Annotated in this window: 13 protein-coding genes; 9 read left to right on the top strand and 4 right to left on the bottom strand. The window is 71.7% G+C overall.

Annotation, left to right across the window (positions count from 1 at the left end):
* Nucleotides 1–86 precede the first annotated feature (86 nt).
* Both meaB and ACZ434_RS15475 read right to left on the bottom strand, forming a co-directional pair.
* A complete protein-coding gene (meaB, locus tag ACZ434_RS15480) occupies nt 87–1,058 on the bottom strand; it encodes a methylmalonyl Co-A mutase-associated GTPase MeaB (protein WP_468455912.1) in 972 nt (323 codons plus the stop codon).
* A 42-nt stretch (nt 1,059–1,100) separates the two neighbouring features.
* The gene (locus ACZ434_RS15475; RefSeq protein ID WP_468455826.1) at nt 1,101–2,324 is read right to left on the bottom strand and encodes an acetyl-CoA C-acetyltransferase; all 1,224 of its coding nucleotides are present in this window, start codon (nt 2,322–2,324) and stop codon (nt 1,101–1,103) included.
* A gap of 147 nt (nt 2,325–2,471) precedes the next feature.
* Between ACZ434_RS15475 and mce the strand changes: the two genes are divergently transcribed.
* From mce to ACZ434_RS15440, 7 genes are all read left to right on the top strand, one after another.
* Nucleotides 2,472–2,912 carry a methylmalonyl-CoA epimerase gene (gene mce / locus ACZ434_RS15470; RefSeq protein WP_103542720.1) on the top strand — a complete coding sequence of 147 codons (441 nt, stop codon included), beginning with the start codon at nt 2,472–2,474 and terminating at the stop codon, nt 2,910–2,912.
* A gap of 227 nt (nt 2,913–3,139) precedes the next feature.
* A complete protein-coding gene (gene scy / locus ACZ434_RS15465) occupies nt 3,140–7,018 on the top strand; it encodes a polarized growth protein Scy (protein ID WP_468455823.1) in 3,879 nt (1,292 codons plus the stop codon).
* Between the two features lie 187 nt (nt 7,019–7,205).
* The gene (locus tag ACZ434_RS15460; RefSeq protein ID WP_468455821.1) at nt 7,206–8,144 is read left to right on the top strand and encodes a cellulose-binding protein; all 939 of its coding nucleotides are present in this window, start codon (nt 7,206–7,208) and stop codon (nt 8,142–8,144) included.
* 74 nt (nt 8,145–8,218) lie between these two features.
* Nucleotides 8,219–9,172, top strand: coding sequence for an ABC transporter ATP-binding protein (locus tag ACZ434_RS15455; RefSeq protein WP_468455819.1), 954 nt, complete (start codon nt 8,219–8,221; stop codon nt 9,170–9,172).
* 2 nt (nt 9,173–9,174) lie between these two features.
* Nucleotides 9,175–9,948: an ABC transporter permease gene (locus tag ACZ434_RS15450; RefSeq protein WP_468455817.1), complete on the top strand. Its 774-nt coding sequence runs from the start codon at nt 9,175–9,177 to the stop codon at nt 9,946–9,948.
* 118 nt (nt 9,949–10,066) lie between these two features.
* Nucleotides 10,067–11,323 carry an ABC transporter ATP-binding protein gene (locus tag ACZ434_RS15445; protein ID WP_468455815.1) on the top strand — a complete coding sequence of 419 codons (1,257 nt, stop codon included), beginning with the start codon at nt 10,067–10,069 and terminating at the stop codon, nt 11,321–11,323.
* Nucleotides 11,320–12,192 carry an ABC-2 transporter permease gene (locus ACZ434_RS15440; RefSeq protein ID WP_468455813.1) on the top strand — a complete coding sequence of 291 codons (873 nt, stop codon included), beginning with the start codon at nt 11,320–11,322 and terminating at the stop codon, nt 12,190–12,192. The genes ACZ434_RS15445 and ACZ434_RS15440 overlap by 4 nt, the downstream gene beginning before the upstream one ends.
* A 6-nt stretch (nt 12,193–12,198) precedes the next feature.
* Here the strand turns inward: ACZ434_RS15440 and ACZ434_RS15435 are convergent, their stop codons facing one another.
* The gene (locus ACZ434_RS15435) at nt 12,199–12,531 is read right to left on the bottom strand and encodes an ATP/GTP-binding protein (protein ID WP_468455811.1); all 333 of its coding nucleotides are present in this window, start codon (nt 12,529–12,531) and stop codon (nt 12,199–12,201) included.
* Nucleotides 12,532–12,771: 240 nt separating this feature from the next.
* On the opposite strand from ACZ434_RS15435, the gene ACZ434_RS15430 reads away from it, so the two are divergent.
* Nucleotides 12,772–13,800, top strand: a complete 1,029-nt coding sequence (locus ACZ434_RS15430; RefSeq protein ID WP_468455809.1) for an LLM class flavin-dependent oxidoreductase — start codon at nt 12,772–12,774, stop codon at nt 13,798–13,800.
* Between the two features lie 82 nt (nt 13,801–13,882).
* Here the strand turns inward: ACZ434_RS15430 and ACZ434_RS15425 are convergent, their stop codons facing one another.
* Nucleotides 13,883–14,275, bottom strand: coding sequence for an SCO5389 family protein (locus tag ACZ434_RS15425; protein WP_468455807.1), 393 nt, complete (start codon nt 14,273–14,275; stop codon nt 13,883–13,885).
* 288 nt (nt 14,276–14,563) lie between these two features.
* Between ACZ434_RS15425 and nucS the strand changes: the two genes are divergently transcribed.
* Nucleotides 14,564–15,235, top strand: a complete 672-nt coding sequence (gene nucS, locus ACZ434_RS15420) for an endonuclease NucS (protein ID WP_468455805.1) — start codon at nt 14,564–14,566, stop codon at nt 15,233–15,235.
* Nucleotides 15,236–15,265: the final 30 nt, after the last annotated feature.

The raw sequence follows: 15,265 nt of genomic DNA, 5'->3' as shown, positions 1-15,265 counted from the left end.
GGGGGGGTTCGCCCCCGCCGCCCCTTCCCGTCCCGTCCCCGGGGGCTACGCCCCCGGACCCCCTTTCGGCCCTTCGGGCCTCGTCCTCAAACTCCCCCGGACGGGCTGGTTGTCAGACCCTCCACCAGTTCGTCCGCCGCCCGGTACGGGTCCAGTTCGCCGGTGATGATGCGTTCCGCGAGGGTGTCGAGCCTGCGGTCGCCGTGGAGGTCGTCGATACGTTCGCGGAGGGCGGTGACCGCGATGGTCTCGACCTCGCGGGAGGCCCGGGCCAGGCGGCGCTGCGCCAGGACTCCCCTCTCCTCCATCCAGGCGCGGTGCTTCTCCAGGGCCTCGACGACCTCGTCGACGCCCTCCTGGCGCGCGGCGACCGTCTTGACGATCGGGGGGCGCCAGTCGCCCGGGGCGCGGGATTCGCCGAGGCCGAGCATGTGGTTCAGTTCGCGGGCGGTGGCGTCGGCGCCGTCGCGGTCGGCCTTGTTGACGACGTAGACGTCGCCGATCTCCAGGATTCCGGCCTTGGCGGCCTGGATGCCGTCGCCCATGCCGGGGGCCAGCAGGACCACGGAGGTGTCGGCCTGGGAGGCGATCTCCACCTCCGACTGGCCCACGCCGACCGTCTCCACCAGGATCACGTCGCAGCCCGCCGCGTCCAGGACACGAATGGCCTGGGGGGCGGCCCAGGCGAGGCCGCCCAGGTGGCCGCGGGTGGCCATGGAGCGGATGTAGACGCCGGGGTCGGAGGCGTGCTCGGACATGCGGACCCGGTCGCCGAGCAGGGCGCCGCCCGAGAAGGGCGAGGACGGGTCGACGGCCAGGACGCCGACCCGCTTGCCCTGCTTGCGGTACGCGGTGACCAGCGCCGAGGTCGAGGTGGACTTGCCCACGCCCGGGGAGCCGGTCAGACCGACCACGTACGCGTTGCCGGTGAGCGGCGCCAGGGCCGCCATGACCTCCCTGAGCTGCGGGGACGCCCCCTCCACCAGGGAGATCAGCCGGGCCACGGCCCGAGGCCTGCCTTCCCTGGCCTGGGCGACCAGCGAGGAGACGTCCTGCATCACAGCTCCGTTCACGAGAAGAAAACCTGCAAGGAAACCGGCTCAGGCCTTGGGTACCCGCACGATCAGCGCGTCACCCTGGCCGCCGCCGCCGCACAGGGCCGCCGCGCCGACACCGCCGCCGCGCCGCTTCAGCTCCAGCGCGAGGTGCAGGACGAGCCGGGCGCCGGACATGCCGATCGGGTGACCGAGGGCGATGGCGCCACCGTTGACGTTCACCTTTTCGGTGGAAACGCCCAGGTCCTTCATTGACTGGACGGCGACCGCGGCGAAAGCCTCGTTGATCTCGACGAGGTCGAGGTCGGAGACCTCCAGGCCCTCCTTCTTCAGCGCGTGCCGGATCGCGTTGGACGGCTGCGACTGGAGCGAGTTGTCGGGGCCGGCCACGTTGCCGTGGGCGCCGATCTCCGCGATCCAGTCCAGGCCCAGCTCCTGCGCCTTGGCCTTGCTCATCACGACCACGGCCGCCGCACCGTCCGAGATCTGCGAGGAGGAACCGGCCGTGATCGTGCCGTCCTTGGCGAACGCCGGGCGCAGCTTGCCGAGGGACTCGGCGGTGGTGTCGCCGCGGATGCCCTCGTCCTTGCTGAACAGCACCGGGTCGCCCTTGCGCTGCGGGATCTCGACCGGGGTGATCTCGGCCTCGTAGATGCCGTTCTTCTGGGCGGCGGCGGCCCGCTGGTGGGACAGGGCGGCGATCTCGTCCTGCTCGGGGCGGGCGATGCCGAGGCGGGTGTTGTGCTTCTCGGTGGACTCGCCCATGGCGATGTTCTCGAAGGAGTCGGTCAGGCCGTCGTGCGCCATCGCGTCGAGCATCTGCACCGCGCCGTACTTGTAGCCCTCGCGGGACTTCGGCAGCAGGTGCGGGGCGTTGGTCATGGACTCCTGGCCGCCGGCGACGATCACGTCGAACTCGCCGGCGCGGATCAGCTGGTCGGCCAGCGCGATGGCGTCGAGACCGGAGAGGCACACCTTGTTGATGGTGAGCGCCGGGACGTTCATCGGGATGCCGGCCTTGACGGCGGCCTGGCGGGCCGGGATCTGCCCCGCCCCGGCCTGGAGCACCTGGCCCATGATCACGTACTGGACCTGGTCGCCGCCGATCCCCGCACGGTCGAGGGCGGCCTTGATCGCGAAGCCGCCGAGGTCGGCTCCGGAGAAGGACTTCAGCGAGCCGAGCAGCCGACCCATGGGGGTGCGGGCGCCCGCGACGATGACGGAGGTCGTGCCGTTCGTTGCGGATGATGCGGAAGTTGCGGAAGACATGAGCTGCGATCCCCTTCCGGCTGCACAGCCGAGGAGTGAACGAGGGTTTACTTCGAATGTACTGACGTGCGGTGGACCCCGTCATCGGCCTTTCGGTGTGATCGCGCGCACGTTGCGTAACCGCCCGGTGAGCGCTCCACTGAAACCATGCTGACGCGAATCGACCACATCGGGATCGCCTGTTTCGACCTGGACAGGACCGTGGAGTTCTACCGGGCCACGTACGGCTTCGAGGTGTTCCACTCGGAGGTCAACGAGGAGCAGGGCGTGCGCGAGGCCATGCTCAAGATCAACGACACCTCGGACGGCGGCGCCTCCTACCTGCAGCTGCTCGAGCCGACCCGCGAGGACTCGACCGTCGCCAAGTGGCTGGCGAAGAACGGCGAGGGCGTCCACCACATCGCTTTCGGTACGGCGGATGTGGACGCGGACGCCGCCGGTATCAAGGAGAAGGGGGTACGCGTTCTGTACGAAGAGCCCCGGCGCGGCTCCATGGGGTCACGGATCACCTTCCTGCACCCCAAGGACTGCCACGGCGTACTGACGGAACTGGTCACTTCGGCCCCTGTTGAGTCGTCCGAGCACTGACCCACGTACATAAGGGCCGGTAGGGTTGGGTCCGGTCGCCGCTCGATCCGTGGCGACCGTCCCGTCGTCTTTGGCGACGGGATCGCCGGGGTCCGGTTTTCGGGGGGCGAGCGCGGGGCAGCGGCCCATGCTCCGCCGTTGATCTGACACCATTCCCCGGGGGCCCCGTTCGGCGGATGGACGGAGCTCGGCCAGACTTGCGACCAGGGGACGGATGGGACCGCGCAGTGCGGGGCTACGAGAGCCAGGAGCGAGAGCCGGCGGCTGACGTCGACCACCTCTCTCGGTTCGAAGCCGAGATGAAGCGGCTGAAGACCGAGCGGGAAAAGGCGATCCAGCACGCCGAGGACCTCGGCTACCAGGTCGAGGTGCTGCGCGCCAAGCTGCACGAGGCGCGGCGCACCATCATGTCCCGGCCCGCCTACGACGGCGGTGACATCGGCTATCAGGCCGAACAGATGCTGCGCAACGCGCAGATGCAGGCCGACCAGCTGCGCGCGGACGCCGAGCGGGAGCTGAGCCAGGCGCGGGCGCAGACCCAGCGGATCCTCCAGGAGCACGCGGAGCAGGCGGCCCGGCTCCAGGCGGAGCTGCACCAGGAGGCGGTGACCCGGCGCCAGCAGCTCGACCAGGAGCTGGCGGAGCGCCGCCAGACCGTCGAGTCGCACGTCAACGAGAACGTGTCCTGGGCGGAGCAGCTGCGGGCCCGCACCGAGGAGCAGTCCCGCCGGCTGATGGAGGAGACCCGCGCGGAGCGGGAGCAGGCGATGGCCGCCGCCCGCGCGGAGGCGGAGCGGCTGACGTCCGAGGCCCGTCAGCGGCTGCAGAGCGAGGCCGAGTCGGCCCGCGCGGAGGCCGAGCAGCTGCTGCGCCGGGCCCGTACGGACGCCGAGCGGCTGCTGAACGCGGCGTCCACCCAGGCGCAGGAGGCCACCGACCACGCCGAGCAGCTGCGGACCTCGACCGCGTCCGAGTCGGAGTCGGCGCGCCGCGAGGCCCAGGAGCTGGCCAAGGCGGCCGAGCAGCGCATGGCGGACGCCGAGACCGCGCTGCGTGAGGCGCGCTCCGAGGCGGAGAAGGTGCTCGCCGAGGCGAAGGAGGCGGCCGCCAAGGCGATCGCCTCCGCCGAGTCCGCCAACGAGACCCGTACGCGCACCGCCAAGGAGCAGGTGGCGCGGCTGGTCAGCGAGGCCACCAAGGAGGCCGAGACCACCAAGGCGGACGCCGAGCAGCTCGTCGCCGACGCCCGCGCGGAGGCCGAGAAGATCGTCGCGGAGGCCGCCGAGAAGGCCCGTACGCTCACCGCGGAGGAGTCCGCCACCCAGCTGTCCAAGGCGGCCAGGACCGCCGAGGACGTGCTCAACAAGGCGTCGGAGGACGCCAAGCAGACCACCAGGGCGGCGGCCGAGGAGGCCGAGCGGATCCGCGGGGAGGCCGAGGCCGAGGCGGACCGGCTGCGCGCGGAGGCGCACGACATCGCGCAGCAGCTCAAGGGCGCGGCGAAGGACGACACCAAGGAGTACCGCGCCAAGACGGTCGAGCTGCAGGAGGAGGCGCGCCGGCTGCGCGGCGAGGCCGAGCAGCTGCGCGCCGACGCGGTCGCCGAGGGCGAGAAGATCCGCGCCGAGGCCCGCAAGGAGGCCGTGGCGAAGATCGAGGAGGCGGCCAAGTCCGCCGAGGAGCTGCTCGCCAAGGCGAAGGCGGACGCCGACGAGCTGCGGTCCACCGCGCAGGGCGACAGCGAGAAGGTCCGCACCGAGGCCATCGAGCGGGCCACGACGCTGCGCCGGCAGGCCGAGGAGACGCTGGAGCGCACCCGCAAGGAGGCCGAACGGCACCGCGCGGAGGCCGTCGAGCAGGCCGACGCGCTGAAGGAGGACGCCGAGCGGGCCGCGCGCGAGCTGCGCGAGGAGACCGAGCGGGCCGTGGAGGACCGCCGCGCGGAGGCGGCCGGGGAACTGACGCGGCTGCACACCGAGGCCGAGGAGCGGCTCGCCTCCGCCGAGCAGGCGCTGAGCGACGCGCGTGAGGAGGCCGCCCGGGTCCGCCGGGAGGCGTCCGAGGAGGGCGAGCGGCTGCGCACCGAGGCCGCCGAGCGGATCCGTACGCTGCGGCAGCAGGCGGAGGCGGAGGCCGAGCGGCTGCGCGACGAGGCCGCGGCGGACGCGTCGGCGTCCCGCGCGGAGGGCGAGTCCGTCGCCGTGCGGCTGCGGTCGGAGGCCGCCGCCGAGGCGGAGCGGCTGAAGTCGGAGGCGCAGGACAGCGCCGACCGGATGCGGGCGGAGGCGCAGTCCGCCGCCGAGCGGATCGGTGCGGAGGCGTCCGAGACGCTGGCCGCGGCGCAGGAGGAGGCGGCCCGGCGGCGCCGGGAGGCCGAGGAACTCCTGGGCGCGGCCCGGCAGGAGGCCGACCAGGAGCGTGAGCGGGCCCGCGAGCAGAGCGAGGAGCTGCTGGCGTCGGCGCGCACCCGTGTGGAGGAGGCGCAGGCCGAGGCCGTACGTCTGGTCGAGGAGGCGGACCGGCGCGCCACGGAGATGGTGTCGGCGGCCGAGCTCCATGCCCAGCAGGTGCGGGACTCCGTCGCGGGGCTGCACGAGCAGGCGCAGGAGGAGATCGCCGGGCTGCGGTCCGCCGCCGAGCACGCGGCGGAGCGTACGCGCCGTGAGGCGGAGGAGGAGGCGGACCGGGTCCGCGCCGACGCCTACGCGGAGCGGGAGCGGGCGGGCGAGGACGCGGGCCGGCTGCGGCGCGAGGCGCACGAGGAGTCGGAGGCCGCCAAGACGCTGGCCGAGCGCACCGTGTCCGAGGCGATCGCGGAGGCCGAGCGGGTCCGCTCGGAGGTGTCCGAGCACGCCCAGCGGCTGCGTACGGAGGCGTCGGACGCGATCGCGGAGGCCGAGCAGGCCGCCGCGCGCACCCGGGCGGACGCCCGTGAGGACGCCAACCGGATCCGTTCGGACGCGGCGACGCAGGCGGACACGCTGATCACCGAGGCGCGCGGCGAGGCCGAGCGGCTCACCGAGGACACCGTCACGGAGACCGACCGGCTGCGCACGGAGACGGTCGCCGAGGCCGAGCGGGTGCGGTCGGAGTCGGTCGCCAAGGCGGAGAAGCTGATCGCGGACGCCACCGGTGACGCGGAGCGGCTGCGGGCCGAGGCCGCGGAGACGGTCGGGTCGGCGCAGGCGCAGGCGGAGCGGATCCGGCAGGACTCCGAGCGCGTCAGGTCCGACGCGGAGTCGGAGGCGGAGCGGCTGGTGGCCTCCGCGCGCGAGGAGGCCGACCGGACTCTGGACGAGGCCCGCCAGGAGGCCAACAAGCGGCGCTCGGAGGCGGCCGAGCAGGTCGACACGCTCATCACGGAGACCACCGCGGAGGCGGACAAGCTGCTCACCGAGGCGCAGCAGCAGGCGCAGCGGACGACGGCGGACGCGGAGTCGCAGGCCGACACGATGGTCGGCGCGGCCCGCACCGAGGCCGAGCGGCTGGTGGCCGAGGCGAGGGTCGAGGGCAACACCCGGGTGGAGAAGGCCCGTACGGACGCGGACGAGCTGCTGGTGGGTGCGCGCCGGGACGCGACGCAGATCCGGGAGCGCGCCGAGGAGCTGCGCGACCGTGTCACCGGTGAGATCGAGGAGCTGCACGAGCGGGCCCGCCGTGAGGCGGCGGAGACGATGAAGTCCACGGGCGACCGCTGCGACGCGCTGATCAAGGCGGCCGAGGAGCAGCTGGCCAAGGCGGAGGCGAAGGCGAAGGAGATCGTCTCCGAGGCCAACTCCGAGGCGGGCAAGGTGCGGATCGCCGCCGTGAAGAAGGCCGAGGGTCTGCTGAAGGAGGCGGAGCAGAAGAAGGCCACGCTCGTGAAGGAGGCCGAGGAGCTGCGGGCCGAGGCGGTCCGTGAGGCGCGGCGCACGGTCGAGGAGGGCAAGCGCGAGCTGGAGGTGCTGGTGCGGCGCCGGGAGGACATCAACGCGGAGATCTCCCGCGTGCAGGACGTCCTGGAGGCGCTGGGGTCCCTGGAGGCGCCGGCGGGCGGCAAGGAGAACGGGGTCAAGGCGGGGGCCGCCGCGGGCGCTACCCGTACGGGTGGCAAGTCAGCCGAATAGTTGGCAAAGTGGGCGAAATCCCTTGTACGGTGGGGCCTTTGACCATGGCGTTGGCAAGCCTTCCGGCGGCGAGCCACTCAAAAGGGGTGTCATTCTCCGTATCAAACGTGCATCCGCTCGATGACACAGCGCTTCGGCCCCTAGGATTCCACCTATCACCTCACCGGTCTCATTCGACAGGAACCCCATGAGCGACACTTCCCCCTACGGCTTCGAGCTTGTGCGGCGTGGGTACGACCGCGCTCAGGTGGACGAACGTATCTCCAAGCTCGTCTCCGACCGTGACAGCGCTCTCGCCCGCATCACCGCTCTGGAAAAGCGCATCGAAGAGCTCCACCTCGAGACGCAGAACGCCCAGGCCCAGGTCAACGACGCCGAGCCGTCGTACGCGGGTCTCGGCGCGCGTGTGGAGAAGATCCTCCGCCTCGCCGAGGAGGAGGCGAAGGACCTGCGCGAGGAGGCCCGGCGCGCGGCGGAGCAGCACCGTGAGCTCGCCGAGTCGGCCGCCCAGCAGGTGCGCAACGACGCCGAGTCGTACGCCGCCGAGCGCAAGGCCAAGGCGGAGGACGAGGGCGTCCGGATCGTCGAGAAGGCCAAGGGCGAGGCGTCCCAGCTGCGTTCCGAGGCGCAGAAGGACGCGCAGTCCAAGCGGGAGGAGGCGGACGCCCTCTTCGAGGAGACCCGCGCCAAGGCCGCGCAGGCCGCCGCCGACTTCGAGACGAATCTCGCCAAGCGGCGCGAGCAGTCCGAGCGCGACCTGGCCTCGCGTCAGGCCAAGGCCGAGAAGCGCCTCGCGGAGATCGAGCACCGCGCGGAGCAGCTCCGCCTGGAGGCCGAGAAGCTGCGCACCGACGCCGAGCGCCGCGCCCGCCAGACGGTGGAGACCGCGCAGCGCCAGGCCGAGGACATCGTGGCCGACGCCAACGCCAAGGCGGACCGGATCCGTTCGGAATCCGAGCGCGAGCTCGCGGCGCTGACCAACCGCCGCGACTCGATCAACGCCCAGCTGACGAACGTCCGCGAGATGCTGGCGACGCTCACCGGTGCGGCGGTGGCCGCGACCGGCGCGCCGGCCGCCGAGGACGAGCCGGTCTCCCGCGGGGTTCCGGCGCAGCAGTCCCGGTAACGGCGACCGAGGGATCGGCGAAGCCCTCTGCCACTGAGGTGGCAGAGGGCTTTGTCCCGTTTTAGCGTGGCCGCATGATCGAGCTCGAGGGGCTGACCAAGCGGTACGGCGAGAAGGTGGCGGTCAGGGATCTGACCTTCACCGTCAGGCCGGGCATCGTCACCGGCTTCCTCGGTCCGAACGGCGCCGGCAAGTCGACCACCATGCGGATGATCCTGGGCCTGGACCACCCGACCGCGGGGGACGTGCGGATCGACGGCATCCACTACGACCGTCTCAAGGATCCGCTGACGCGCATCGGCGCCCTGCTCGAGGCGAAGGCGATGCACCCGGGCCGCAGCGCCTACCACCACCTGCTGTGCCTCGCGCAGAGCAACGGCATCCCGACGCGGCGGGTGCACGAGGTGCTGGACACGGTCGGGCTGACGGCGGTGGCGCGGAAGAAGGCCAAGGGGTTCTCGCTCGGCATGGGCCAGCGGCTCGGCATCGCGGCCGCGCTGCTCGGCGACCCGCGGATCCTGATGTTCGACGAGCCGGTCAACGGGCTCGACCCGGAGGGCATCCACTGGATCCGGACCCTGATGAAGTCGCTCGCCGCCCAGGGCCGTACGGTCTTCGTCTCCTCCCACCTGATGAGCGAGATGGCGCTGACCGCCGACCACCTGGTGGTCATCGGCCAGGGCCGGCTGCTGGCCGACACCTCGATGGCCGAGTTCATCGAGCGCAACTCCCGCTCGTACGTCCGGGTGCGCAGCCCGCAGCGCGAACGCCTGCTGGAGGCGCTGCACCACGCCGGGATCGCCTCCGTGGACGGCGACGGCGGGGCGCTGGAGGTGGACGGCTCCCAGGCGGCGTACATCGGGGAGCTGGCGGCGCGCAACGGGATCGTGCTGCACGAGCTGAGCCCCCAGCAGGCCTCCCTGGAGGAGGCGTTCATGCGGTTGACCGCGGAGTCGGTGGAGTACCACGCCCACTCCGGCACTCCCCCGCCCCCGCAGCCGTGGGGCGAGAGCTGGAAGAAGGGCTGAGCATGGCGGCGACGCAGGTCCTGCGGTCGGAGTGGACCAAGATCCGGTCGGTGGCGTCCACGGTGTGGACGCTCTCCCTGGCGGTGGTCGTCACCATCGCGCTCGGCATGCTGATCTCGGCGCTGTCGAGGAGCGAGTTCGACTCGATGAGCGCGCGCGACCGGCTCTCCTTCGACCCGACCTTCATCAGCTTCGCCGGGATGAGTCTCGGCCAGCTCGCGATGATCGTGTTCGGGGTGCTGGTGGTGTCGAACGAGTACAGCACCGGCATGATCCGCGCCTCCCTGGCGGCCGTGCCGCAGCGCGGCACCTTCCTGTTCAGCAAGCTCGCCGTGGCCACCGCGCTCGCCCTCGTGGTCGCCATGGCCACCAGCTTCGCCGCGTTCTTCCTCGGCCAGGTGATGCTCGGTGAGCACAAGGCGTCCATCGGCGACGACGGGGTGCTGCGGGCGGTGATCGGCGGCGGCCTCTACATGACGCTGATCGCGCTGTTCTCGATGGGCGTCGCCGCGATGCTGCGCTCGCCGATGCTGTCGCTGGGCATCCTGATGCCGTTCTTCTTCCTGATCTCCAACATCCTCGGCAACGTCGACGCCACGAAGAACGTCGGCCGGTTCCTGCCCGACCAGGCCGGCAGCAAGATCATGGAGGTGGTCCCGCCCGTCGACGACGACACCCCGTACGGGCCCTGGGGCGGCCTGGGCATCATGGCGCTGTGGGTGATCGCCGCGCTGATCGGCGGTTACCTGCTGCTGAAGCGGCGCGACGCGCAGTAAGGGGTGCCGGGGCCGGTTTTTACCCGGCCTTGGGCGGAACCGTCAGCGCCCCGATATCCTCCTAACCCTTACGGGGGCGTGTGCCCCGCTGTCCTGAACCTTTCGATGGGTGCGGAGCATGATCGAGGCAGTCGGCCTGACCAAGCGGTACGGCGACAAGACCGCTGTGTACAACCTTTCCTTCCAGGTGCGTCCGGGCGCCGTCACCGGGTTCCTGGGCCCGAACGGCTCGGGCAAGTCGACGACCATGCGGATGATCCTCGGTCTGGACAACCCCACCGCGGGCCGAGTGACGATCGGCGGCTATCCCTACCGCAACCTGCCCAACGCGCCCCGTCAGGTCGGCGCGCTGCTGGACGCCAAGGCGGTGCACGGCGGCCGGTCCGCCCGCAACCACCTGCTGAGCCTGGCCCAGCTGTCGGGCATCCCCGCCCGGCGGGTGGACGAGGTGCTGGGCGTGGTGGGTCTGCACGAGGTGGCGCGCCGGCGGTCCAAGGGCTTCTCCCTGGGCATGGGACAGCGGCTGGGCATCGCCGCCGCGCTGCTCGGCGACCCGCAGGTGCTGCTCTTCGACGAGCCCGTCAACGGCCTGGACCCCGAGGGCATCCTGTGGGTCCGCAACCTGATGAAGTCGCTCGCCGCGGAGGGCCGTACGGTCTTCGTCTCCTCCCACCTGATGAGCGAGATGGCGCTGACCGCCGACCACCTCATCGTGATCGGCCGCGGACAGCTCATGGCCGACATGAGCGTGAAGGACTTCATCTCCGCCAATTCCGCCGACTTCGCCCGCGTGCGCACGCCGGACACCGAGCCGCAGCAGCGGGAGAAGCTGTCGGCCGCGATCACCGAGGCCGGCGGCCATGTGCTGCCCGAGCAGGACGGCGCCCTGCGGGTGACCGGTCTGCCGCTGCCGCGCATCAGCGACATCGCCCACGACAGCGACGTACGGCTGTGGGAGCTGTCGCCGCACCAGGCCTCGCTGGAGGAGGCGTACATGCGGATGACGCAGGGCGCCGTCGACTACCGCTCGACCATCGACCAGAAGGCGGGGCTCCAGCAGCCGCTGCCGCCCGGCATGCAGCCGCCGATGCCCGTGCCGGGCCAGGGCCAGCCCGGCTGGTACGCGCCTCCGCCGCCGCAGCGGGGCGGGCAGCCGTTCGCCCCGCCGCAGGGCCCGCCGGGACAGGCCCCCGCGGGCCCCTACGGCGCTCCGGGCGCCCCCGGCGCGGCCCCGGACGCCGCGGCCCCCAACCCGTACGCGCAGCCTGCCCCGCAGGCGCCCCAGGGCCCGGCTCCGGCCGCTCCGCCGGCCGCCGCGCCCGCGCCCCCCTCCGCCCCCGCCGCCGACCTGACCAAGTCCGAGGACGCCCGATGAGCACGCCCACGCCCCCGATGCCGCAGAGCGCCGCACCCGCATGGCAGGCGGCGCCCGGTGACTCCCTGCCCGGCTACACCTCGCCGATCCCGGTGGTGCGCACGCACCTCGGGCACGCGATCGCCTCCGAGTGGACGAAGATCAAGTCCGTGCGCTCCACGATCTGGACGCTGGGCGTGTTCGTGCTGCTGGTGGTCGGCATCGGTCTGCTGGCCGGTGTGATCGTCGCGGGCTCCGACCCCGACATGGGCGGCGAGAGCCCGCTGGCCCTCGGCTTCTTCGGACTGCTGCTGGGCAGCATGTGCGTCATCACGCTGGGCGTGCTGACCACCGCCTCGGAGTACGGCACCGGCATGATCCGCACCACGATGGTCGCCTGTCCCTCGCGCGGGCGGGTGCTCGCGGCGAAGGCCCTGGTGTTCTTCCTGATCGCCTTCACGGTGACCCTGGTGTGCGCCACGCTCATCGGCTTCCTGCACGTGTCGCTGCTGGAGGACCACAACTCCGGGGCCCCCTCCGGCGAGGAGTGGCTGAAGGGCACGGTCGGCGTCTCGCTCTACCTGGCGCTGCTCGGCACCCTGTCCCTGGCCATCGGGTCGGTCATCCGGCACTCGGCGGGCGCCATCACCATCATGATCGGTGCCGTGCTCGCCCCGCTGGTGGTGGCGCTGTTCATGTTCTCGGCGTCGCTGCGGGACGTCCAGCAGGCGCTGTTCGAGTACTCCATCCCGAACCAGATGAGCATCTTCTACGCCAACTCGCTGAGCGATTCCGGGCCGTCCGGCTGGGACCCGCTGTGGATCATGCTGGTCGTCACCGGGGCCGCGCTCGGCGGCGCCTTCGCCCTGCTGCAGACCCGGGACGTCTAGAGGCGTTCAGAACCTCGGCGCGTTACGGGACCGCCGCACCCGCGTGGTGCGGCGGTCCTTGGCGTTCCAGCAGGCCTTGTGCCAGTGGCGGCGGTCGTCGACGCCCGCGTGCTCCGGCCAGGCGACCACGTGCGGCACCCCGTCGGGGATCAACTGGTCGCAGCCGGGACAGCGGTAGGCCTTGCCCTGCGCGCTGGCGCCCGCCACATGCCGTACGCTCCACTCCTCGTCCTGCCAGCGCTCGGTGGACTGCCAGCCGCCGTAGCGTCCGGAACCTTCGTCCTCGGCGCTCCGGCCGGACGTACCGGCTCCCTTGGGTCGGTTGCGACGCGGGGACACAGGACACCTCACGGGGCTATACAGGATGCTGGGTTCGCGTCCAGCCTACGCGGCACGGGCAGGGGTACGCGTACGGAACCAATCGTCACAAGTCCCCTCCGTGGCGATGCGGCGGCCCCCACAGCGACGCATTCTGCAGACAATCCGCAAAATCGCTCGCCCGGCCGTGTCCTCGGCACGTGTCGGGCGGTTATGCCCTGCGGGGGAGCTCCGCGTCGGAGCCAAGGAAGCAGGAAAGCAATGCGCGTTGGAAGTTTCGTGTTGGCCGCCCAGTTCCCCGGGCAGGGCGAGGGGGAGGCGCTGCACCGCGCGGTCCGCTCGGCCGAGGTGGCCGAGGAGGCGGGGCTCGACACGGTCTGGCTGGCCGAGCACCACTTCGTGCCCTACGGCACCTGCCCGTCGGCCGTCACCCTGGCCGCGTTGCTGCTCGGCCGCACCCGCCGGCTGCGGGTCGGTACGGCGGTCAGCGTGCTGCCCACCGTCCACCCCGTCGCCCTCGGCGAACAGGCCGCGCTGCTGCACATCACCAGCGGCGGCCGGTTCTCGCTGGGGCTCGGGCGCGGCGGGCCGTGGGTGGACCTGGAGGTGTTCGGGGCGGGCCTGGAGGCGTACGAGAAGGGGTTCCCGGAATCACTCGATCTGCTGGTGCGCTGGCTGCGCGAACCGTCCGTCGGGGCGGACGGCGAGCGGTACCGCTTCCGCGAAGTGCCCGTCGTACCGCGCCCGTCGGAGTCCCTGACCGAGACCGACGGCCCGGAGGTCGTGGTCGCCTGCACGTCCCCGGCGAGCGTACGGCTGGCCGCCGAGCGTGGACTGCCCATGCTGCTCGGCATGCACATCGGGGACGAGGAGAAGGCCGAGATGGTCGCCCTGTGGCGCAGCCACGCCCGCGCGAGCGGCCGTCCCGCCCGGGAGATCCACCAGGCGTCCCATGTCTCGGCCGGCGTCTGCCAGATCGCGGACCGGCGCACGGACGCGGCGGAGACCCTCATGAAGACGATGCCGGGCTGGCTGCGGCAGGGCCTGGAGGCCCATGTCACGGTGGACGGGCGGTCGCGGCAGATGCGCGACCCGCTGGCGTACACCGAACTGCTCTGCGGGCTGCACCCGGTGGGCACCCCGCGGCTGTGCGCCGACCGGCTCGCCGCCACCAGCGAGCGGACCGGCATCTCCCGTTTCGCCCTGCTCGTCGAGGGCTCCGGCGACCTGGCGGCCACGGAGGAGAACGTACGACGGCTGGGCGCCGAGGTACTCCCCCAGCTCACCTAGGTGAGCCAGGGTGTCACGGAGGCTTGCCGCCCCGGTACAACCGCACCTCCCGCGTACGGAGCGGCAAGCACACGAGGGCGCGTCAGCAGTCGCGCAGTTCCGGCGACTGGTTCAGCAGCTGATTGCGCACCGAGGTGAAGCGGGCCAGCGTCTCGTCGACCGAGGAGTCAAGCGGGAACACGGCCACCCGGTGGCAGTTCTGGAAGGCCAGCCGTACACCGAAGTGCCGTTGCAGCGCGCCGCGTATCGCGTCACTCGCGAGCGCACGCAGCAGCTGACCGCGTGCCTGCTCGTCCGGCGGGGGCGTCTGGTTGTCGGCGAAGTCTCCGCCGTCCACCTTCAGCTGGGCCACCAGGGAGCTGATCATCTCCCATGCGTAGGGCAGGGAGGTCCGGACGCAGTCGACGAATTCTGCTTCGTCGACCTCGCCTCGCTCGGCCTTCTCGAGTAGGGCCGGTGAGACGTCGAGCGACATGGGTTCTCCTCTCGCACCCCCAACGAACAGGGGTTGCCTGACAGATAAGGGAGTGCGCGATATCGGACACGCTGCGTACACAGTTCGCGACCTCCCGTTCAATACCGTAAGCAACGGACGGTGACGGCACCAGGCGAATGCCCGGATGCGGGACTTCCTGTGGGCCGGTATCCGGCCATCGCGGAACACGCGTTTTCCAGGAGATACAGGACGCGCCACAGGGGTCGTACGGGGCGGCTGTGAGGGCGAATCGCATCGACCCCCGCCGGTCGAGTAGCGTTGCCGACCATGCGTCTCGTCATTGCCCGCTGCTCCGTGGACTACGCCGGGCGGCTCACCGCGCACCTGCCCACGGCACCCCGTCTGATCCTCGTCAAGGCCGACGGCAGCGTGTCGATCCACGCCGACGACCGGGCCTACAAGCCCTTGAACTGGATGTCGCCGCCCTGCACGCTGAAGGAGGGCACCGGCGAGGAAGAGGGCGTCTGGACCGTCGTCAACAAGGCGGGCGAGAAGCTCATCATCACGATGGAGGAGATCCTCCACGACTCCTCGCACGAACTGGGCGTCGATCCCGGCCTGATCAAGGACGGCGTGGAAGCGCACCTCCAGGAGCTGCTCGCCGACCGTATCGAGACCCTCGGCGAGGGCTACACCCTCATCCGCCGCGAGTACATGACGGCGATCGGACCGGTCGACATCCTGTGCCGGGACGCCGAGGGGCAGACCGTCGCCGTGGAGATCAAGCGGCGCGGCGAGATCGACGGCGTGGAACAGCTCACGCGCTACCTGGAGCTGCTGAACCGCGACCCCCATCTCGCGCCGGTGCGCGGGGTGTTCGCCGCCCAGGAGATCAAGCCGCAGGCCCGGGTCCTGGCGACCGACCGGGGCATCGGCTGCCAGGTCCTCGACTACGACGCGCTGCGCGGCATCGAGGACGACAAGCTGCGGCTTTTCTGAGCCGCGGGACGCCGTCGGGATCAAGGGCCG

It is taken from the genome of Streptomyces sp. NPDC030893 (assembly GCF_055571535.1).
The sequence above is the reverse complement of the archived record's forward strand: the minus strand, read 5'-3'. Positions and strand labels throughout refer to the sequence as shown.